General features: G+C 60.6%; 16 protein-coding genes. 9 read left to right on the forward strand and 7 right to left on the reverse strand.

The genetic code is table 11. From position 1 onward, the window contains the following. Positions 1-52: 52 nt before the first annotated feature. From HAT86_RS10525 to rpoN, 7 genes are all read right to left on the reverse strand, one after another. Positions 53-1042 (reverse strand): branched-chain amino acid ABC transporter permease, encoded by a 990-nt coding sequence (locus HAT86_RS10525; protein ID WP_167197011.1) that lies wholly within the window; start codon positions 1040-1042, stop codon positions 53-55. 3 nt (positions 1043-1045) lie between these two features. Then, positions 1046-1933 (reverse strand): branched-chain amino acid ABC transporter permease, encoded by an 888-nt coding sequence (locus HAT86_RS10530; RefSeq protein WP_167197014.1) that lies wholly within the window; start codon positions 1931-1933, stop codon positions 1046-1048. A gap of 11 nt (positions 1934-1944) precedes the next feature. Beyond that, positions 1945-2694, reverse strand: a complete 750-nt coding sequence (locus HAT86_RS10535; RefSeq protein ID WP_167197017.1) for an ABC transporter ATP-binding protein — start codon at positions 2692-2694, stop codon at positions 1945-1947. Then, positions 2678-3463: an ABC transporter ATP-binding protein gene (locus tag HAT86_RS10540; RefSeq protein WP_167197020.1), complete on the reverse strand. Its 786-nt coding sequence runs from the start codon at positions 3461-3463 to the stop codon at positions 2678-2680. Before HAT86_RS10540 ends, HAT86_RS10535 begins: the two co-directional genes overlap by 17 nt. 68 nt (positions 3464-3531) lie before the next feature. Then, positions 3532-4737, reverse strand: coding sequence for an ABC transporter substrate-binding protein (locus tag HAT86_RS10545; protein WP_167197023.1), 1206 nt, complete (start codon positions 4735-4737; stop codon positions 3532-3534). 335 nt (positions 4738-5072) lie between these two features. After that, positions 5073-6278, reverse strand: a complete 1206-nt coding sequence (pcaF, locus tag HAT86_RS10550) for a 3-oxoadipyl-CoA thiolase (RefSeq protein WP_167197026.1) — start codon at positions 6276-6278, stop codon at positions 5073-5075. Positions 6279-6362: 84 nt separating this feature from the next. Beyond that, positions 6363-7730, reverse strand: coding sequence for an RNA polymerase factor sigma-54 (rpoN, locus tag HAT86_RS10555; RefSeq protein ID WP_167197030.1), 1368 nt, complete (start codon positions 7728-7730; stop codon positions 6363-6365). Between the two features lie 245 nt (positions 7731-7975). Here rpoN and HAT86_RS10560 point away from each other — a divergent pair, with 245 nt between their 5' ends. The 9 genes from HAT86_RS10560 (at position 7976) to HAT86_RS10600 (ending at position 19127) form a co-directional block, all read left to right on the forward strand. After that, positions 7976-9631, forward strand: coding sequence for a sigma-54 interaction domain-containing protein (locus HAT86_RS10560; protein ID WP_167197034.1), 1656 nt, complete (start codon positions 7976-7978; stop codon positions 9629-9631). 188 nt (positions 9632-9819) lie between these two features. Continuing rightward, the gene (locus tag HAT86_RS10565; protein ID WP_167197036.1) at positions 9820-11055 is read left to right on the forward strand and encodes a CaiB/BaiF CoA transferase family protein; all 1236 of its coding nucleotides are present in this window, start codon (positions 9820-9822) and stop codon (positions 11053-11055) included. A 56-nt stretch (positions 11056-11111) separates the two neighbouring features. After that, positions 11112-11891 (forward strand): enoyl-CoA hydratase-related protein, encoded by a 780-nt coding sequence (locus HAT86_RS10570; protein ID WP_167197039.1) that lies wholly within the window; start codon positions 11112-11114, stop codon positions 11889-11891. 11 nt (positions 11892-11902) lie between these two features. Next, positions 11903-13528, forward strand: a complete 1626-nt coding sequence (locus HAT86_RS10575) for a class I adenylate-forming enzyme family protein (RefSeq protein WP_167197042.1) — start codon at positions 11903-11905, stop codon at positions 13526-13528. Then, positions 13525-14298 (forward strand): enoyl-CoA hydratase/isomerase family protein, encoded by a 774-nt coding sequence (locus HAT86_RS10580; RefSeq protein WP_167197045.1) that lies wholly within the window; start codon positions 13525-13527, stop codon positions 14296-14298. The genes HAT86_RS10575 and HAT86_RS10580 overlap by 4 nt, the downstream gene beginning before the upstream one ends. Next, complete coding sequence (locus tag HAT86_RS10585; protein WP_167197048.1) at positions 14291-14995, forward strand: SDR family NAD(P)-dependent oxidoreductase; 705 nt, start codon at positions 14291-14293, stop codon at positions 14993-14995. The genes HAT86_RS10580 and HAT86_RS10585 overlap by 8 nt, the downstream gene beginning before the upstream one ends. Then, the gene (locus HAT86_RS10590) at positions 14995-16161 is read left to right on the forward strand and encodes an acyl-CoA dehydrogenase family protein (protein WP_167197051.1); all 1167 of its coding nucleotides are present in this window, start codon (positions 14995-14997) and stop codon (positions 16159-16161) included. The genes HAT86_RS10585 and HAT86_RS10590 overlap by 1 nt, the downstream gene beginning before the upstream one ends. Continuing rightward, on the forward strand, positions 16158-17693 hold the full coding sequence (locus HAT86_RS10595; RefSeq protein ID WP_167197053.1) for a 3-hydroxyacyl-CoA dehydrogenase NAD-binding domain-containing protein: 1536 nt from the start codon (positions 16158-16160) through the stop codon (positions 17691-17693). Before HAT86_RS10590 ends, HAT86_RS10595 begins: the two co-directional genes overlap by 4 nt. A gap of 6 nt (positions 17694-17699) precedes the next feature. After that, the gene (locus HAT86_RS10600; protein WP_167197056.1) at positions 17700-19127 is read left to right on the forward strand and encodes a 3-hydroxyacyl-CoA dehydrogenase NAD-binding domain-containing protein; all 1428 of its coding nucleotides are present in this window, start codon (positions 17700-17702) and stop codon (positions 19125-19127) included. Positions 19128-19134: the final 7 nt, after the last annotated feature.

Below are 19134 nucleotides of genomic sequence, written 5' to 3' on the forward strand. Positions count from 1 at the left end.
ATGGTTCAAGCGGTGTGTGGGCCCGCCCCTGAACAAGGGCAGGCCCAATTGATTAAAGACGGGTTTTCAGCCATTTGGCCAGCACGCCGATAATGCCTTCGCGGAAGGTCAGCACGCAAACGATAAAGACCAGCCCTTGCACGATCAGCACCAGCGATCCCAGATCGGCCAGATAGTTCTGCATTGCCACGATCACCCCCGCCCCAATGATCGGGCCAAAGATCGTCCCCATGCCACCGATCAGGGTCATCAGGACAACCTCGCCGGACATGGTCCAATGCACATCGACCAGCGACGCCAGATGAAACACCAACGCCTTGGTGCCGCCGGCAAGCCCCGACAGCGCCGCCGAGATGATGAACGTCACCAGCTTGTAGCGCTGCACCTGATACCCAAGCGAGATCATGCGCTGTTCGTTCTCGCGGATGCCTTTCAGCACCTCGCCAAACGGCGAATGGATCACCCGGTAAACAAACAGGATGCCGATCATAAAGATCACCGCAACAAGCCAATAGAACGCCCCATCCGAGGACAAATCGACAAGCCCGAACAGTGAATTGCGCGGGATGCTTTGCAAGCCATCCTCGCCCCCTGTGACCGGAGATTGCAGGGCATAGAAATACACCATCTGCGCAAAGGCCAGTGTGATCATCGCAAAGTAGATTCCACGGCTTTTGATGGCAACAAACCCAAAGGCCGCGCCCATTGCTGCGCCCACCAGAACCGCAAAGGCAATGGCCAGTTCAGGTGGCCAGCCCCAGACCTTGGCGGCGTGGCCGGCGGCATAGGCCGCCCCGCCAAAGAACGCGGCATGTCCGAAGGACAGCAGGCCACCAAAGCCCAGCATCAGGTTGAACGCCATGGCAAACAGCGCAAAACACAAAAGCTTCATCACAAAAACTGGATAAAGGAACTGCGGGGCGATCACGACGAAGGCCGCAATCAGGCCAAAGGCGATCATGTGATGGCGCGTGGTCCGGTTGCGTCCGCTGGATTTGTTTTGCGTCTGCGCCGGAGTCGTGGATTCCGTTTGTTGCGTCATGATTTAGACCTCCCGCCCGAAGATACCGCTGGGTTTCAGCAGCAGCACAAGCGCCATGATGATGAAAATGATCGTTGTCGACGCCTCGGGATAGAAAACCTTGGTCAGGCCTTCGACCACGCCCAGCCCGAAACCACCGATAATAGCGCCCATGATCGACCCCATGCCACCGATCACGATGACGGCGAACACCACGATGATGATGTCGTTGCCCATCACGGGATTGACCGAATACACCGGTGCGGCCAGCACCCCGGCAAAGGCGGCAAGCGCCACGCCAAACCCGTAGGTCAGCGTGACCAGAAGCGGCACGTTGATGCCGAAGGCGCTGACCATTTCGGGGTTTTCCGTGGCGGCCCGCAGATACGAACCAAGCCGCGTTTTTTCGATCAGGAACCACGTGGCAAAGCACACGATCACCGCCATGACGATGATAAAGGCGCGGTAGATGGGCAGGAACATGAAGCCCAGATTGACAACGCCGGTCAGCACCGCCGGGATCGGATAGGGCTTGCCCGACACGCCATAGAAATTCTGGAACAGACCGGTAATGACCAGCGTCAGACCAAAGGTCAAAAGCAGGCTGTAGAGGTGATCAAGATCATGCAGCGGGCGCAACATGGTGCGTTCGATCACCATGCCGATCCCCCCCACGATCATCGGCGATACCACAAGCGCCGCCCAGAACGGGATGCCCAGATAGGTCAGCAGCATCCACGCCACGAAGGCCCCCATCATGTAAAGCGCACCATGCGCGAAGTTGATGATGTTCAACAGGCCAAAGATCACCGCAAGGCCAAGGCTTAGCACGGCATAAAAGGATCCGTTGATCAGCCCAAGAAGAACTTGGCCAAACAGCGCCTGCGGCGGAATTCCCAAAAGCTCGAACATGACTGATTTCCTTATATGCCAAGATAGCCCTGGATCTTGTCCAGGTTTTCCGTGACCTCATCGTTGCGGAATTCGTCGATGATACGACCTTCCTGAACGATGTAATGACGGTCTGCGAGTTCGCGGGCGAAGTGGAAATTCTGTTCGACCAGCAGAATGGTAAAGCCTGCCTTTTTCAGCCGCCGCACGGTATGGCCGATCTGGTGGATGATCACCGGGGCCAGCCCCTCGGTGGGTTCGTCCATCAGCACAAAGCGCGCACCGGTGCGCAGGATACGCGCGATCGACAGCATTTGCTGTTCGCCACCCGACAGCTTGTTGCCATAGCTGTCCAGCCGCTCCTGAAGGTTTGGAAACAGCTCGTATATATCGGGCAGGTCAAACCCGCCCTCGGCCACCTTGGGGGGCAAAAGCAGGTTCTCCAGCACGGACAGGCTGCCAAAGATCCCGCGATCATCGGGCACATAGCCGACGCCCATTTTTGCAATGCTGCGCGCGGGTGTGTCGATAACTTCATGGCCCTGAAAACGGATGCTGCCGCTCCGGGTTTTCAGCAGGCCCATGATCGCCTTGAGTGTGGTGGTCTTGCCCGCGCCGTTGCGGCCCAGCAAGGTGACGACTTCGCCGCTGCCGACGCGCAGGTTTATGTCATGCAGCACGTGGCTTTCGCCATACCAGCCGTTCAGACCCGACACTTCAAGCATGGTATCGGATTGCGCGGCGGGCGCACCGGGGCCGGTGTGTTCAATCGTATGTGTCATGGGGCTCTCCGATATAGGCCTCGACCACGGCGGGATTTTGCGACACCGCGGCATAATCGCCCTCGGCCAGAACCGCGCCGCGCGCCAGCACGGTGATCTGGTCCGACAAGGTGGCGACGACGGACAGGTTGTGTTCCACCATCAGAACCGTCCGGGTCTGTGCGACCCGCTTGATCAGATCCGAGGTGCGGCCGATATCCTCTTGGCCCATCCCGGCCAGAGGTTCATCCAGCAACAAAAGCTGCGGGTCCAACGCAAGTGTGGTGGCAATTTCCAGCGCCCGCTTGCGCCCATAGGGCAGATCAGCGGCGCGCGCGTGCAGGAAATCGGCCAAACCGACCTCTTCCAGCAGCGATACGGCCTCGTCCTCCAGCGCGTGCAGGCATTTGACAGAGCGCCAGAAATCGAACGACGGGCCATGCACGCGCCGTTGCAGCGCCAGTCGCACGTTTTCCAGCACGCTCATGCTGGCGAAGACCGCCGAAATTTGGAACGAGCGCACCATGCCTTGTCGCGCGATTGTCGCGGGTGGCAGGGCGGTCACGTCCTGACCTTCATATTTGATCGTGCCGCTGCTCGGTGTCAGAAACTTGCTCAAAAGGTTGAAACAGGTTGTCTTGCCTGCCCCGTTCGGACCGATCAGCGCGTGTATCGTGTTACGCCGCACCGAAAGATCCACGTTGTCTACGGCCCTTATGCCCCCGAAGACCTTGGTCAAACCCTTGGCCGTGAGAACATAATCAGCCCCGTCTTTGTGGCGGGATGTCATGGGATTGCTTTCCTTGCCTTGCCGAAAAGGCGGCGCCCTAGAATAAAGGCGCCGCCGGGGTCAGACTGTCAGCCGTTCACAAGCGCGCAGGTGCTTTTCTCAAGCGGCATGTAGGCTTCTTCTGCGGGGATCTCGCGCAGCACGCGGGCCACGTCATCCTCGTTCTCGGCTTCGTCAGGCGACTTGACCTGAGCCAGATACATCGTGTGCATCATGCGGCCATCCTCGCGGATATAGCCATCCTTGGCGAAGAAATCGTTGATCGGATTCTCGCCCATCCATTTGCGGACGGTTGCCGTATCGTCGGTGCCGGTGGCTTCGACCGCGTTCAGATAGTGGGTGACGGCGGAGTAGAACCCGGCATGGATCATCGTGGGCATGCTGCCATGACGTTCCTTGAAACGTGCGGCAAAGGCGCGGGTTTCATCGTTGTGATCCCAGTAGAACCCGGTGGTGTAGGTCAGGCCCTGCGCCACATCCAGCCCCAGTGCGTAGATATCGGTCAGAAACACCAGCATCCCCGCGATGGTCTGACCACCCTGAACAACGCCGAATTCGCTGGCCTGTTTCAAGGCTGTGCTGAAATCGGTGCCGGCATTGGCAAAGGCCACCACATCCGATCCCGACGATTGCGCCTGTAGGATGAAGGAGCTGTAGTCGGTGGCCTTGAACGGGTGGCGCACGGTGCCCACCACATTGCCGCCAAGCTCTTGCACAACGCTGGCGGTGTTTTCTTCAAGCGAATGCCCAAAGGCGTAGTCGGCGGTGATGAAATACCAGTCGGTCAAGCCGTTCTTCACAATGGCGTTGCCGGTTCCGGTGGCCAGCGCGTAGGTGTCATAGACATAGTGAATGCCGGTCGCCGCGCATTCGCCGTTGGTCAACGCGGTCGAGGCCGAGCCCGCCGCGACAGACAAAACGTTCTTTTCCTTGCCGATGTTCTGAATGGCGATCGCTGCGGCCGAGTCGGTGGACTCGATCATCATGTCGACGCCATCTTGGTCGATCCATTCCCGCGCAAGGTTTGATGCGACATCCACCCGGTTCTGATAGTTGGCCGACAGCAATTCGATCGGCTTGCCGTTCACGGTGCCGCCAAAGTCTTCAATCGCCATTTCAGCGCCCAGAACTGCGCCCATGCCGCCATTGGCGGAATAAACACCCGTCATATCGACCATGGCGCCGATCTTGACGGTGTCGCCTGATATATCTTGCGCCGTCGCAAACCCGGCTGACAACGCAAGTGTTGCGGTTACCCCTGTCAAAAGTTTCATTCTCTGATCTCCTCCCTAGGATCTTATCGTCTTGTGGCCGCGCTTTCGTCGGCCCACCCGTAGCAACGCAACAAGCATGCCATTGCCTTGGGCATTGCGGCGACTGCCGTGCTTTTCCTGTAGATCGCGCGCGATTCCGAAACCTTTGTAAAAACGCGTCCCCATACCTGCGGCGGTGCGGATCAGGACGGGGCATCTGGCCGAACAGACCCTCCGGGCCTGGCAGACTGGCACCCCCGGACAAGGCCGGGGCGGCCATTTCATGTCATGTGGCGTTTCCAAGGACAGAAGGCGCGCGCGAGTGTCTTTTTCGAGCACACCCGCACATTCGTGGATCACGCAGCCTCAAGCGCCAGCGCGATCCCTTGTCCCACGCCGATACACATTGTCGCCAGCGCGCGCTGCCCGCCGGTCAGGTGCAATTCAAGCGCCGCGCTGCCTGCAAGACGCGCGCCCGACATGCCAAGTGGATGCCCCAAGGCAATGGCGCCGCCGTTGGGGTTGACGCGGGGATCGTCATCCGCGATCGACAAGTCCCGCAGAGTGGCAAGCGCCTGACTGGCGAAGGCCTCGTTCAGTTCAATGATGTCAAAATCTGCCACCGACAGCCCCAGCCGTGCCATCAGCTTTTTCGACGCGGGTGCGGGGCCGAACCCCATGATGCGCGGCGCGACACCCGCCGCCGCCCCGCCGGTGACACGGGCAAGCGGTGTCAGCCCATATGCTTTGACCGCGGCATCCGATGCCAGAACCAGACCTGCCGCGCCGTCATTGACGCCCGAGGCGTTGCCCGCGGTCACGGTGCCGCCCTTGCGAAACGGGGTAGGCAAGTTTGCCAGTGACTCTGCGCTGGTGCCGGGCCGGGGGTGTTCATCCTGCACCACGATACGCGGATCGCCCTTGCGCTGCGGGATCGTGACCGGGGTGATTTCCTGCGCCAGCCGTCCGCTATCCATCGCGGCACCGGCACGCTGTTGCGAGCGCAGGGCAAACGCATCCTGATCCGCGCGGCTGATCGAGAAATCCTCGGCCACGTTTTCAGCGGTTTCAGGCATTGCATCGGTGCCGTGCGCGTCGTGCATCAGGGGGTTTACGAACCGCCAGCCGATGGTGGTGTCGTAGATGGCGGCATTGCGCGAAAAGGCTGTTTCAGCCTTGGGCATGACAAAGGGTGCGCGGCTCATGCTTTCGACGCCGCCTGCGATGATCAGGTCGGCCTCGCCGGTGCGGATGGCCCGTGCCCCGGCAATAACCGCATCCATGCCCGAACCGCATAAGCGGTTGATTGTCGTGCCTGGCACCCCCTCGGGCAGCCCGGCCAGCAGCAGCGACATGCGCGCAACATTTCGGTTGTCTTCACCTGCCTGATTGGCGCAGCCAAAGATCACGTCATCCACGGCGGCCCAATCAACGCGCGGGTTGCGTTCCATCAGCGCGCGCAAAGGCACGGCCCCCAGATCATCGGCGCGCACCGGTGACAGGGCACCGCCAAAGCGGCCAATCGGGGTGCGGATGTAATCGCAGATAAAGACGTCTTGCATGGGTCGCTCCTGTTTGCGGGGTCAAGAGCCGCGGTGATACCCCTGCACCACGCAAATCCGGTGCCAACCATGCAATAGCAAGGATCAGGCGGCGGGCTGTGCCTGCGCTGCTTTAATGCGCCGTCGCACCGACGAGGACGGGATGCGCAGCATCCGCCGGTATTTGGCCACCGTGCGCCGTGCTATGGTGATGCCAGACCGGTCAAGCGCGCTGACGATGGCGTCATCCGACAGGATGGCATCTGCGCGCTCGGCATTCACCAACGCGCTGATCCGGTTGCGCACTGCGGCGCCTGACACCTGTTCCTCCCCGCCCGAAGTGGCCAGCCCTTCGGAGAACAGGGATTTCATCGCCACCAGCCCGCGTGGCCCCAGAATATATTTGTTGGCGATGGCACGTGACACCGTGGATTGATGCACGCCGACCGCATCGGCGATATCGCGCAGGCACAGGGGCCGCAGACTGGCCGCGCCATGCAGAAAGAATTCGCGTTGTTGTGCGACCAGTTCGGTGGCGACCCGCAGAATGGTTTGGGCCCGCATGTCCAGATTGCGCACCAGCCATGTCGCATTGCGCAGGCAATCGGCGATGAATTTCTTTTCATGCGTCTCGCGGGCCTGCGGTCGGATCAGCGCTTGATATTCGCGATCTACCAAGGCGCGGGGCAGAACTTCGGGGTTCAGTTCCACCCGAAACTCTCCATCGTGCGCCGGGGTCAGCAGGATGTCCGGCATGGCCAGCGGCACTGGCGCACTGTCAAACTGGCGGCCCGGGGCCGGGTTCAATTGTTTCAGTCGGGCCACCATCGCCATGACGTCGTTGCGGTCACAGCCACATTTGCGCGCCAAGGCATCAAAGTCATAGGCTGCCAGCAAGGGCAGATTGGCCAGCAGACACGCCCGCTTGTCTGTTAACTCGCCTTGGTCTTGCAATTGCAGGCGCAAGCATTCGGCCAGATCACGCGCTGCCACGCCGCAAGGGTCGAACTGTTGAATGCGGGCCAGCACGTCCAGCAAAGGGCGCTCGGGCAGGCCAAGGGCGCGTGCAATGTCGCTGATGGGGCGGCGCAGATAGCCGTCGGGCTCGATCGACTCGATGATCTCGGCTGCGATCCTGCGGTTTTGCGGACGCCTGAACGTCAGCGTAGCCTGATCCAGAAGATACTCGCGCAGGGTGACGGGGCAGGCGTGGGTTTCGGCAATTCCCGGCAAATCGCCGCCCGCTGGTATCCCTGCAGAGGGCGACGGGACAGGCCGCGCCGGGCTGGCCTGCGCCGCCTTGCCCGGCACCGGAAAACTGAGATCAAGCAGCGGATTTTTTTCAGCTTCGTCGGTCAGGAACGCGTGCAGATCCTGACCGTTCATTTGCAAAATCCTGATCGACTGGATCGCCTGTTGCGACAGTTTCTGGCTTTGCGTCTGGCGTAGGTGTTTGTCGATCTGAAATTGCATTGCGTCCTCCCCTGTCGTCGTAAGGGCCTGCTTTGCGTCGCGCGGGCCGGAATACTGGCGACACATCAGGGTACCACAAAAACCGTGCCAAACTCTTCAAAGCTTATCGGTTAAAGGTCCAAGTAGGCTGCTGCTAAAGTCTTTTGCTATGAGGTGTTGTCAATGCGGTCAGCCTTCGACAGAGTTGTCTTGAATGCGGACATCGCGCGCTTGCCGCTTGGACAGCAAGCCGAAAGGATTACAGCATGACCAGCGATAAATCGCCAAATGTCAAAGGGTTGATCGTTGTCGATGATGACGGACAGGTTGTCTTGCAACTTGGTGCGGGGCAGGATCAGCGGCTGACGGCAATGGTCAGCGACCCCGATTGGATGGCCGAGGCGATAGAGCGCCGGATTGTGCCCGCGTTGTTAACGGATGTGCAGTATGTCGCGCTTGTCACCGGCGTTCAGGGCGGGCGGCTGGTTTTGTTTTTCGACCAAGTGACCGACACGGTTCTGCGGTTTTTCACACAGGTCGATTTTTCCTTTGATATCATCGACCATATTCTAAGCGATCCTTACGATGCGATGGCAGTGATCGACGCCAAGGCCCGGCTGGCGTTCGTATCGCCGGTACATGAAAAGTTCTTTGGTCTGAAAACTGGTGAAGGCGTAGGCCGGAACGTGCGTGATGTGATTCAAAACACTCGCCTTCACCATGTGGTGCGCACCGGCGTTGCCGAGGTGGGCCAGATTCAGAAAATGCGTGACAGTGAACGTGTCGTATCCCGACACCCGATCAAGCATGACGGAATGGTGGTGGGCGCGATCGGTCGCGTGATGTTCAAGGGGCCACAGCAGGTTGAGGCCCTGGCGCGCCGGATCAACGTGTTGGAAAAAGAAATCGCAAGCTATCGCACCGAACGCAAGGTCAGTGAACGCGCCGAGGCGTTTTTGAAGGCCATCGTCGGTCAGAGCCCTGCCATCGAGGCGGTGCGCGATCAGATCCGCAAGGTTGCGCCGCTGGATATTCCAGTGCTGGTCCAAGGTGAATCCGGCACCGGCAAAGAGCTGGTGGCCAAGGCGCTACATGCATTAAGCCCGCGCAACAAGGCACGGCTGGTCACTGTGAATGCCGCGGCCCTGCCAGCCTCTTTGGTGGAAAGCGAGCTGTTCGGGTATGAGCCGGGATCGTTCACCGGCGCCGACAGCAAAGGTCGGCTGGGCAAGTTCGAGCAGGCCGACAAAGGCACGATCTTTCTGGACGAGATCGGGGATATGCCGCTTGAGGTGCAATCCAAGTTGCTGCGCGTGTTGCAAGACAGGCTGGTCGAACGCGTCGGCGGCGAAAGCCCGCGTCAGGTTGATTTCCGTTTGATCAGCGCGACCAACCGCGATCTGGAGCGTTCTATCGAACAAGAAAAGTTCCGTCTGGACCTGTTTTATCGGATCAGCCCGGTGCTCATAAAAATGCCCACCCTTGCCGAGCGTATCGAAGATATTCCGCTGTTGCTGGAGCATTTTCTGAAAGATTTGTCAGATCATTACGATCGGCCCATACCCGAGGTCGAAGAGGCGGTGCCCGATTTGCTCATGGGGCGGGCATGGCCGGGCAATGTGCGTGAATTGCGCCATGTCATTGAACGCGCCTTTGTCTTTGCAGAAAACGGCTGGCTGAGGGTGGCGGATTTTGAACACGCGGGGCATGCCGCACCGCCCCCCCGAATTGCTGCTGCGCCGGCGGTGGTCACCGACCTTGCCGATGGCGGATCGCTCAAGGATGTTCTGGGCCAGTTGGAACGTAAACTGATCGCCGATGCGATGATCCGGTTCAATGGCAACAAGAAAAAAGTGGCCGAACATCTCGGGGTTTCGCGCTCGTATCTCTACAAAAAGCTGGAAGAAGATTTCGAGGCTTAGGCGCGCGTCCGTTTTGTGGACACTTTTGTGCACGGCTGCTCGCGTTGGCGACACGTTTTGCGCGGCATTGTCCTAGCACGGACAGGAGCAGCCTTTTTCGTTGCCACTTGCCCTGCAAGGCCGTGCCCCGGTGAAGCTGGCACGTGGTTTGCGACACCTTTGGCAAGCTGCTGTAGAAAGGTGACATTATGGAGAACCGCAAATCTGACGACGCGCATGACTGGTCTGGTTTGCCCTGCGATACGTTGCCTGTTTGGAAAACCGGGCAAGGCTTTGGGTTTCTGGACGGGGTGCGGGTGGTCGACCTGACGACCTCTGTCGCTGGCCCCTATGCCACGATGCTACTGTCCGATTTCGGTGCCGAGGTGATCAAGGTCGAACGGCCGGGCGGCGATGATGCGCGCCATTGGGGACCGCCGTTTTTGAACGATACATCGCTGTGGTTCGCGTCGGTCAACCGCAACAAGAAAAGCGTGGCGCTTGACCTGCGGTCTGACGAAGGGCGAGCCCACCTGCTGGATCTTATCCGGTCGGCCGATGTGGTGGTCACCAACCAGCCACCCGATGTGCAGCGCAAGCTGGAGCTGGATCATGAAAGCATCCGCGAGATCCGCGAGGATGTGATTTTCGTGTCGATCACAGGCTTTGGGCTTAGCGGTCGCCGCGCCGATCTGACCTGCTATGACTTGATCGCGGAAGGCTATTCCGGGGTCATGGATATCACCGGGCAGGCCGATGGCCCGCCGCAAAAGATCGGGGCACCCGGGGCGGACATGCTGGCCGGACAGGATGCCGCCACGGCCACGATTGCCGCACTTTTTGATCGCGCGCGCACCGGCATGGGCCGCAAGATCGACGTCAGCCTTGTCGAAAGCATGACGCGTTTTCTAAGTTGCCGCCTGTCTGCTTATCTTGGCTCGGGTGAGGTGCCGCGCCGTTCGGGCGGAACGGATAGCGTGATCGCGGTTTACCAGTCCTTTGAGACCGCTGACCGTCCGATAACCCTGGGGCTTGGCACCGATGCGATCTGGACACGTTTCTGGCAGGCCGTCGACCAGCCCGATTTCGCGGAGCGGCCTGAATTTTCCAGCAACGCCAAGCGCCGCGACCATCGCCAACAGATCGTCACGCGCATTCAGGATATCCTGCGAACCCGGCCCCGAGCAGACTGGCTAGAGATTTTTGCCAAGGCACGGGTGCCCGCCGGGCCCATCAACAGTCTGGATGAAGTGGCCTCTGATGCTGATTTTCAAGATCGCGGCATGTTCTTTGCGCTTGAGCAGGAAGGCAACGGCCTGCTGCCACAGGTCGGACTTGGCATACAGGTGGACGGGGCGCCTTGCGTTCCACGCTCGGCGCCGCCGCGCCTTGGCCAGCATAACGAAGAGCTTTTGCGCCCACCCGCCGGCGGAGCGAAGGACTAGATATCGCAGGCCCGGCCGGGTCGGCACTTTACCTCCAAGATGACAGGACAGACAGCATGACATTCACACAGATCACCTATGAAGAAGACGGCCCCATCGGAACAATCACGCTGAACCGGCCCGATGATGGCAACATGTTCACCGAAACCATGTGTCATGAAATCCGCGACTGTATCGAGGGTATTCGCCGCGAAACCCGCACCCGTGTGATCGTGCTGACCGGTGCGGGCGACAAGTTTTTTTGCATCGGTGGCCAAAAGGATGGCATGGAAAAAACCCGGCTATATGCCGGAACCTTGCCCACGCTTGAGATGTACGAGGCCATCGACAAGTTGCAAAAGCCCGTGATCGCAAGCGTCAACGGCTTTGCCGTGGGCGGCGGCAATGTCTTGCAGATGGTCTGTGACGTGACCATTGCCAAGCAAAGTGCCGTATTCCGTCAGGTCGGGCCGATGATGGGGTCGTTCGATGCGGGCTATGGCACATGGTATCTGGAAGATCTGGTCGGCAAGAAACGCGCCAAGGAAATTTGGTATGCCAACCCCAAGATCAGCGCCGAAGAGGCGCGCGACATGGGGCTGATCAACAGGATTGCCCCGGATGATGAACTGGCGGCGAAAACCCGTGAATTCGCACTTGAGATTGCAGATCGCGGGGCGTTTGCGCTGGCCTCGATCAAGGCGGCGTTCAATGCCCGGCATGGCGGGGTCGGGGGGCTGTCGCGCGTGACCCATGACCTGTTGCTCAGCCAATATCTAAGAACCGAAGAGGCCAAAGAGATGAATGCCAGTTTCAACGACCGCCGCAAGCCGGACCCGTCGAAATTTGGCCAGTAACGGAGGGCGGCATGAAACCTTTCCTGACATTGCACGATCCGGGCACAGCCCGCGGATTCTATAAGGCAGGGCTTTGGGCTGACGACACGTTCTACAGCTTGCTGGCGCGCCATGCCGAAGCCCGCCCCGATGCTATGGCCCTGCGTGACGGGCAGTGCTGGCTGGACTGGCGCACGCTGAGGGCGCGGGTTGATGCGCTGGCGGATGACCTGCACGAGCAGGGGATTTTGGCAGGCGACCGGGTCTCGCTTTGGCTGTCCAATCGGGCCGAGGCGGTGATTGCCTTTCTGGCCTGCGCGCGCCAAGGGATCGCCTGCAACCCGTCGCTTCACCGCACCTATACCTGCGATGAGATCATCGATCTGCTGACCGAACTTCAGGCCAGTGCCCTGATCACCGAACCGGGCTGGGGGGCCGACCGCGCCAGTTGCGATTTGGACGCCATGCTGGCCGAGCTGCCTTTTTTCAAGAAGGTCTATACACCCGATAGCTTCCCCACCCATATCACGCAGGTCGACCCCGAGGTGCACGCCAACCCTGACAGTATCGCCTATCTGGCCTTTACCTCGGGGACCACGGGCAAGCCGAAATGCGTGATGCATTCGTCCAACACCTTGCTGGCCAATGCCCGCGATCTGGTGCGGGACTGGCAGTTGGGCCATGATCAGACGCTGCTGACGCTCAGCCCGCTGTCGCATCACATCGCTTGGGTGGCCGTGGCACAGTGGCTGGTGTGCGGTGCGCAGCTTGTCACCGACGATCCACCATCCGGGATCAGCCGGTTGGATTGGATCATCGAAACCGGGGCCACCTATGTTTTGGGCGTGCCCACCCACGCCATGGACATTCTGGCCGAGCAGGCCCGCCGGGACATCCCCCAGATCGGGCAGGTGCGCATATTCTACATGGCGGGGTCGCCCATCCCCGAGGTGGTCGCGAAATCCTTTGCCGATCAGGGGATCACCCCGCAAAACATCTACGGCATGACGGAATCGTCCTCGCATCAATACACGCATCCCGACGACCCCAAGGATGTCTGGGTGTCCACCTGTGGCCGGGGCGGCCCGGCTTACGAGGTGCGCATCTGGGACCGTGACAACCCCGATCAAGAGGTGCCACCGGGCGAAATCGGTGAAATCGGCGGGCGCGGCGCGGCGTTGATGCTAGGCTATTACGCCAATCAGGCCGCGACCGAAAATACCTTTAACCGGCACGGGTATCTGATGTCGGGCGATCTGGGGTCGTTTGATACTGCGGGCAATCTGCGGATCGAGGGCCGGGTCAAGGATTTGATCATTCGTGGGGGCCATAACATCTATCCCTCGCAGATCGAGGCCCGCGCCCTGACGCATCCCGGAATCAGCAAGGCGGCGGCCTTTCCGGTGCCAGATGATCGCTTGGGCGAAAAGGTATGTCTGGCCATCATCGGCAACCTGACCGGAGCCGAGGTGCTGGATCATCTCGCCGACGAGGGGCTGTCGAAATTCGACATGCCCGAATGGTTCATCGCGTTGGATGACCTGCCCCTGACGGCCAGTGGCAAGATCCTCAAGCGGGCCTTGACCGAAATGGTCAGAACGGGCGCGATCAAGCTGGACCCCGTGCGTTACGTAGAAAACAAGGTATCGGCCTCATGACAATCGACCTGACGAAAACCGAAGACGGCTACGCGCTGTTGACGCTGAACCGGCCCGAGGCGCTGAATGCGCTATCGTTTGACATTCTGCGCCGCATCGGTGCCGCGATTGATGAGGTGGCGGGCTGGCGCGACGTGCGCGCCCTGCTGATCACCGGCGCGGGCGACAAGGCATTTTGCGCCGGGGCCGATATCAAAGAGCTGCGCAACCGATCCCTAACCGATCAGAAACGCGGTGCCGAACTGGGGCAGGCGGTGTTTGCCCGGCTGGACAGGCTGCCGATTGCCTCGGTGGCACTGGTCAACGGCTATGCTTTTGGCGGCGGGGCGGAACTGGCGATGGCCTGCACCTTTCGGCTGGCCAGTCCGAACGCGGTGTTTGGCCTGCCCGAGGTCAAGCTGGGCCTGATCCCCGGCTATGGCGGCACACAACGCCTGCCGCGGTTGGTGGGCGAGGCGCGGGCGCTGGAAATCATCATGACGGGCCGCAACGTGGCGGCGGACGAGGCCGAACGCATCGGCCTGATCAATGCGATGGCCCAAGGTGATCTGATGCAGGCCGGTCGGGATTTTGCCGGGCGCTTTACCCGTTACAGCCTGCCGGTGCTGGACTGCGCCCGCCGCGCGGTGCAACGCGCGGCCGATACCCCGCTGCACGAGGGCCTGCAAACCGAGGCGGACCTGTCGACCTTGGCCTATCGCACGCGCGACGCCGAAGAAGGCATGGCCGCCTTCGAAGAAAAGCGCAAACCGGAGTTTCGCGATGAGTGAAGGACAGATCATTGTCACCGGCGCATCCAAGGGGATTGGCCTTGCCGTCGCGCAGGATCTTGAACGCCGCGGCTTTGCCGTGGTGGGCCTGTCGCGTTCAGGCACGGGCAGTGCGGGCCGCCAGATGTGCTGTGACATGACCGACGAAGATGCCGTGCGCCAGACATTTGCCGACATCGCGGCGCAGGGGCTGGTGGTTGGGCTGGTCAACAATGCCGGGGTGCATATCGGCGGCGCAACCGCGACGCTGAGTACCGCTGATTTCAATACAACCATGGCGCTGAATACCACCGCCGTGATGGTCGCCGCGCGCGAGGTCTATCCGCATTTGCGGGCCAGTGGCGGCACGATCGTCAATATCGGATCGTTTTTTGACAAGATGGGCGTGCCCGACAATCTGGCCTATTGCGCGTCCAAGGCGGCGGTGGCCGCGATGACGCGCTGCATGGCGGTGGAATGGGCGCGTGATGGCATCCGTGTCATGACGGTGGCGCCGGGCTATATTGAAACCGACCTGAACCGCGCGTTTCTGGCCCGCGACAAGGTGCGCGCGTGGATGCAGTCACGCATCCCCACCGGCGGGCCGGGTCAGCCTGCGGATGTGGCCCGGTTGGTGGGTGCGATCTTTGCCGAAGATATCGCCTTTCTGACCGGAGAGACAATTTATATCGACGGCGCACAAGGGATGAACCACTGATGAAAATGTATGAAAAGGTGCTGTCTGCACGCAACTGGAACGATGAAGAACGCCAGATCCTGACACAGGTTCAGCGCATGGTCGACGAGGTCATCGCCCCCAATGCCGAGCATATCGACCAGACTGGCGAATTCCCGTGGAAGAATGTCGAGGCGATCAATGCGCTGGGCCTGAACACCATCTTTATTCCCGAAGCCTTCGGCGGCATGCCGATGTCTTACAAGCTGTATCTGGAAATCGTGTCGATCATCTCCGAGGCCTGCGCCTCGACTGGGATTATATACGCCACGAATTACCACGGCATGAAGCCGCTGATCGACTTTGGCACCGACGAGCAGCGCGCGCGCCTTTTGCCCCGAATTGCCGAGGGTGGCATGGGCGCGCTGGCCATTACCGAACCCACCGCCGGATCGGATGCCACGGGCATGAAAACCACCTTTACCCCCGATGGTGAGGATATCATCGTCAAGGGCAACAAGATCTTTATCTCGAACGGTGATGTGGCCGATTTGTATTTGGTGTTCGGCAAATGGGCGGGCATCGACGATCCGAAAAAGGCGATTTCGGCACTGATCATGGAAAAGGGCGCTGATGGATTCAGCGTGATTTCGAAAGAACGCAAGATGGGGCATAACGGCTCGTCCACCTGTGCGCTGTCGTTTGACAATGTGCGTGTGCCGCGTGCCAACCTTTTGGGGGCCCCGGGCGAGGGGCTGGCCATTCTGCTGGCCTCGCTGAACAAATCGCGCCCTTCGGTGGCCGCACAGGCGCGCGGCATCGCCCGCGCCGCGTTTCGTGACATGGTCGCCTATGGCAATGACCGCGAGCAATCGGGCAAGGCCGTTCTGGATTTTCAAGGTAATCAGTTCATTCTGGCCGATTTGGCGGCCGAGCTGCTGATGGTGGAACGCTGGCTGGATTATGTCGCCGATCTGGTGGATGGCGGCGATAGCAACTTTGGGCTTGAAGCCTCGGTCGGGAAATTGCGCGCCTCGGATCTGGCGATGAAGATGACCACCGAATGCGTCCAGTTTCACGGCGGCTATGGCTATTGCCGCGACTACCGGGCCGAGCGTTTGATGCGCGATGCCAAGATCACGCAAATCTGGGAGGGCACCAACCAGGTTCATCGCCAACTCATCGGAAGGAGCTTCAGAAGCAAATGACCCGGATCAGAAAAGTTGCAGTTTGTGGCGCAGGTGGCACCATGGGGGCGGGCATTGCCCTTGTGGCGGTGCGCGGCGGGTTTGAAACCATCCGTTTTGACCGATCGTCCGAAGCGCTGTCGCGATCGCGCGGGGCTGCGGAAAAGTTCTTGAAAAAATCGGTGGACCGGGGTCGCATGTCCCCCGAGGACAGCGACGCCACGCTGGCGCGTCTGCAAGATAGCACCGATCTGGCCGATCTGGCCGATTGCGATCTGGTGATCGAGGCGATCTATGAGAACCTTGAGGTGAAACAGGCGTTGTTCAAAGAGCTGAACACGATCTGTAAACCCCAGACGATCTTTGCCTCTAACACGTCGACCCTGTCGATCACCCAGATCGCCAGTGGCTGTGGTCGTGAAGATCGGGTTGTTGGCATGCATTTCTGCCTGCCCGCCGAATTGATGAAACTGATCGAGATGTCGCGCGGGCTGAACACCTCGGACGAGACATTTCGCGAGGCGTGGGCATGGACCGAAGCCGCCGGGCAGCTTCCCGTAGAAACGCAGGACAAACCGGGCTTTATCCTGAACGCGCTTTTGGTGCCGTTCAACAATGACGTGATCCGCGCGATCGAGGCGGGGCTGGCCACGGCCGAAGATATCGACATCGCAATCAAAAGCGGGCTGGGTTACAAGATGGGCCCCTGCACTCTGTTGGATTTGATTGGGCTGGACACTCAGGTTTTGCTGGGCGAGGCGTTTTATCCGATCACGCTGGATCGCCGCGCCTCGGTGCCGCCGTTGCTGCGCCGGATGGTGGCGGCGGGCAGGCTGGGCAATAAATCGGGGCAGGGGTTGCTGACAGGGCAAAGCCGACAGCGCGCCGACACGGCCCCCGATTTCAGCATTGTTGCATCGGGCGACAGCCGCTCGTTCCCGTCAGGTGATACGATTGTGGACCGCGCAACAGAACGGGCAGATGTGACGATGCATCTGGGCGGAGGTTACGCACCCGATCCATCGAAAACAGCCGTGTTGGTGGAACTGGACACCGAATGCCTTGGCGTTCACACCGGCGAGGATATGGGCCGGGAAGGATCGAACGCAGTTGGGTTTGCGCGCTATCGCAATGGCAATGACGCGCCGTCGAACCTGATTGAACTGGTGCGCCAGCCCGCAACCGACGCGGCCGCTTTGGACGCGGCGCGCGCGATTTTTGAGGTGGCTGGCTTTGATGTCGTCGTGTGTGCAGATCAACCGGGGCGCATCGTCGACCGTCTTGTGCGGCCCAAATATAATGACGCCCTTCGGTTTCTTGATGAAGGGCTGGCCACCGCCGAGGACATGGACAAGACTTGCAAACTGGGGCTTGGCTATCCTGATGGCCCGATCGAACGGGTGACGCGTGGCGGTCTGGCCCGGCATTTTGACGTGACATCGGCGCTTTATGCCATGACGGGGCAGCCCGGCTATGCACCTGCGCGCCGTGCAGTGGTGGCCAGCGCCCATCAGGCCAAAGCCGCTGTCTGCCCTGACCCGGTGAAAGGATAACGCGGCATGTCTGCTACAGACCACAAAAGGATCGTCGCCGTGATCGGCGCGGGCACCATGGGCGCGGGGATTGCGCAAGTTGCCGCCGCGTATGGCCATCAGGTTTTATTGTATGATGTCGCCCCGGACGCCGCCCGCGCAGCCAAGGCCGGACTGTCACAGCGGTTGGACAGCCGCGTGGCGCGCGCCAAGATGACAGCCGATGAGGCCAACGCCCTGCTGGATCGTATCCGGCCTGTGGCCGATCTGGCCGATTTGGCCGGGGCCGGTCTGGTGATCGAGGCCATCGTTGAGGATCTGGCGATCAAGCAGACTGTTTTTGCCGAACTGGAAAAGACCGTCGCGGACGATGCGATACTGGCGACGAATACCTCGTCGATTTCGGTGACGTCCATCGCCCGCGCCCTTGCCGCCCCAGAGCGCATGGTGGGGATGCATTTTTTCAACCCGGCCCCGGTGATGAAACTGGTTGAAGTCGTGTCAGGGCGGGCCACCGCGCCCGAGGTGGCGCAAGCGGTGTTCGATTTGGCTGGCGCGTGGGGCAAAGTTGCCGTGCGGGCAAAATCGACGCCCGGCTTTATCGTCAACCGCGTCGCCCGCCCGTTTTATGCCGAAGCGTTGCGCCTTTTTGAAGAACAGGTCGCCAGCCCCGCAACGCTGGATGCGCTGATGACCGACGGCGGCGGGTTTCGCATGGGGCCGTTCGCCCTGATGGATCTGATCGGCCATGATGTGAATTATGCCGTCAGCCAATCGGTGTTCGATGCGTTCTATCAAGACCCGCGGTTTCGCCCCTCACTGGCGCAACGGGAACTGGTGAACGCCGGTCATCTGGGGCGTAAATCGGGGCGTGGGTTTTATGACTACGCCAAAGACACGTCTGCGCCAACGCCGCAGACCGAGCCGGCCGACCCCGACCTTGCCCTCCCAACGCCCATAGACCCCATGCACCCCTGCGTGATCGACGGCATTCATATCGTGCCAAGCGACGGGCGGCTGGCCCGCCAGATCGCGCGCGAAAAGGGCGCGCCGGTGATGGTGCTGGATTTGCTGAACGCCGATGCGCCGGGGCAACGTCTGGGTTTTGCCACCTCGCCGGATGTGCCGCAGGATATGGTGGCGCGGGTTGCGGCCACCTTGCAGGGGCAGGGCATCGTTTGCACACATCTACCTGATTGGCCGGGGCTGGTGGTGATGCGCACTGTCGGGATGCTGGCCAACGAGGGGTTCGAAGCCGTGTTGCAAGGCGTGGCCAGCGAAAGCGATGTGGATGCCGCGATGCAGTTTGGCTTGAACTACCCCAAGGGGCCGATCGCATGGGCGCGCGACATTGGTCTAGGCCGGGTTCTGGCGGTTTTGGACAACCTGCAAGGCCTCACAGGCGACCCGCGCTATCGCGCCTCTTTGGGGTTGCGCATGGCCGCGATGGAGTGATGAGGCC

Origin of the sequence: Roseovarius gahaiensis (assembly GCF_011601345.1) — a bacterium.
In the GTDB taxonomy this organism is placed as follows: Bacteria; Pseudomonadota; Alphaproteobacteria; order Rhodobacterales; family Rhodobacteraceae; genus Roseovarius; species Roseovarius gahaiensis.

Excerpts from the sequence above, each read along its gene's own strand:
- HAT86_RS10565 (WP_167197036.1), top strand. The coding sequence starts at position 9,820 with ATGGAGAACCGCAAATCTGACGACGCGCATGACTGGTCTGGTTTGCCC.
- HAT86_RS10540 (WP_167197020.1), bottom strand. The coding sequence starts at position 3,463 with ATGACATCCCGCCACAAAGACGGGGCTGATTATGTTCTCACGGCCAAG.
- HAT86_RS10585 (WP_167197048.1), top strand. The coding sequence starts at position 14,291 with ATGAGTGAAGGACAGATCATTGTCACCGGCGCATCCAAGGGGATTGGC.
- HAT86_RS10570 (WP_167197039.1), top strand. The coding sequence starts at position 11,112 with ATGACATTCACACAGATCACCTATGAAGAAGACGGCCCCATCGGAACA.
- HAT86_RS10575 (WP_167197042.1), top strand. The coding sequence starts at position 11,903 with ATGAAACCTTTCCTGACATTGCACGATCCGGGCACAGCCCGCGGATTC.
- rpoN (WP_167197030.1), bottom strand. The coding sequence starts at position 7,730 with ATGCAATTTCAGATCGACAAACACCTACGCCAGACGCAAAGCCAGAAA.
- HAT86_RS10530 (WP_167197014.1), bottom strand. The coding sequence starts at position 1,933 with ATGTTCGAGCTTTTGGGAATTCCGCCGCAGGCGCTGTTTGGCCAAGTT.
- HAT86_RS10545 (WP_167197023.1), bottom strand. The coding sequence starts at position 4,737 with ATGAAACTTTTGACAGGGGTAACCGCAACACTTGCGTTGTCAGCCGGG.
- HAT86_RS10560 (WP_167197034.1), top strand. The coding sequence starts at position 7,976 with ATGACCAGCGATAAATCGCCAAATGTCAAAGGGTTGATCGTTGTCGAT.
- HAT86_RS10535 (WP_167197017.1), bottom strand. The coding sequence starts at position 2,694 with ATGACACATACGATTGAACACACCGGCCCCGGTGCGCCCGCCGCGCAA.
- HAT86_RS10525 (WP_167197011.1), bottom strand. The coding sequence starts at position 1,042 with ATGACGCAACAAACGGAATCCACGACTCCGGCGCAGACGCAAAACAAA.
- HAT86_RS10600 (WP_167197056.1), top strand. The coding sequence starts at position 17,700 with ATGTCTGCTACAGACCACAAAAGGATCGTCGCCGTGATCGGCGCGGGC.
- HAT86_RS10595 (WP_167197053.1), top strand. The coding sequence starts at position 16,158 with ATGACCCGGATCAGAAAAGTTGCAGTTTGTGGCGCAGGTGGCACCATG.
- HAT86_RS10580 (WP_167197045.1), top strand. The coding sequence starts at position 13,525 with ATGACAATCGACCTGACGAAAACCGAAGACGGCTACGCGCTGTTGACG.
- pcaF (WP_167197026.1), bottom strand. The coding sequence starts at position 6,278 with ATGCAAGACGTCTTTATCTGCGATTACATCCGCACCCCGATTGGCCGC.
- HAT86_RS10590 (WP_167197051.1), top strand. The coding sequence starts at position 14,995 with ATGAAAATGTATGAAAAGGTGCTGTCTGCACGCAACTGGAACGATGAA.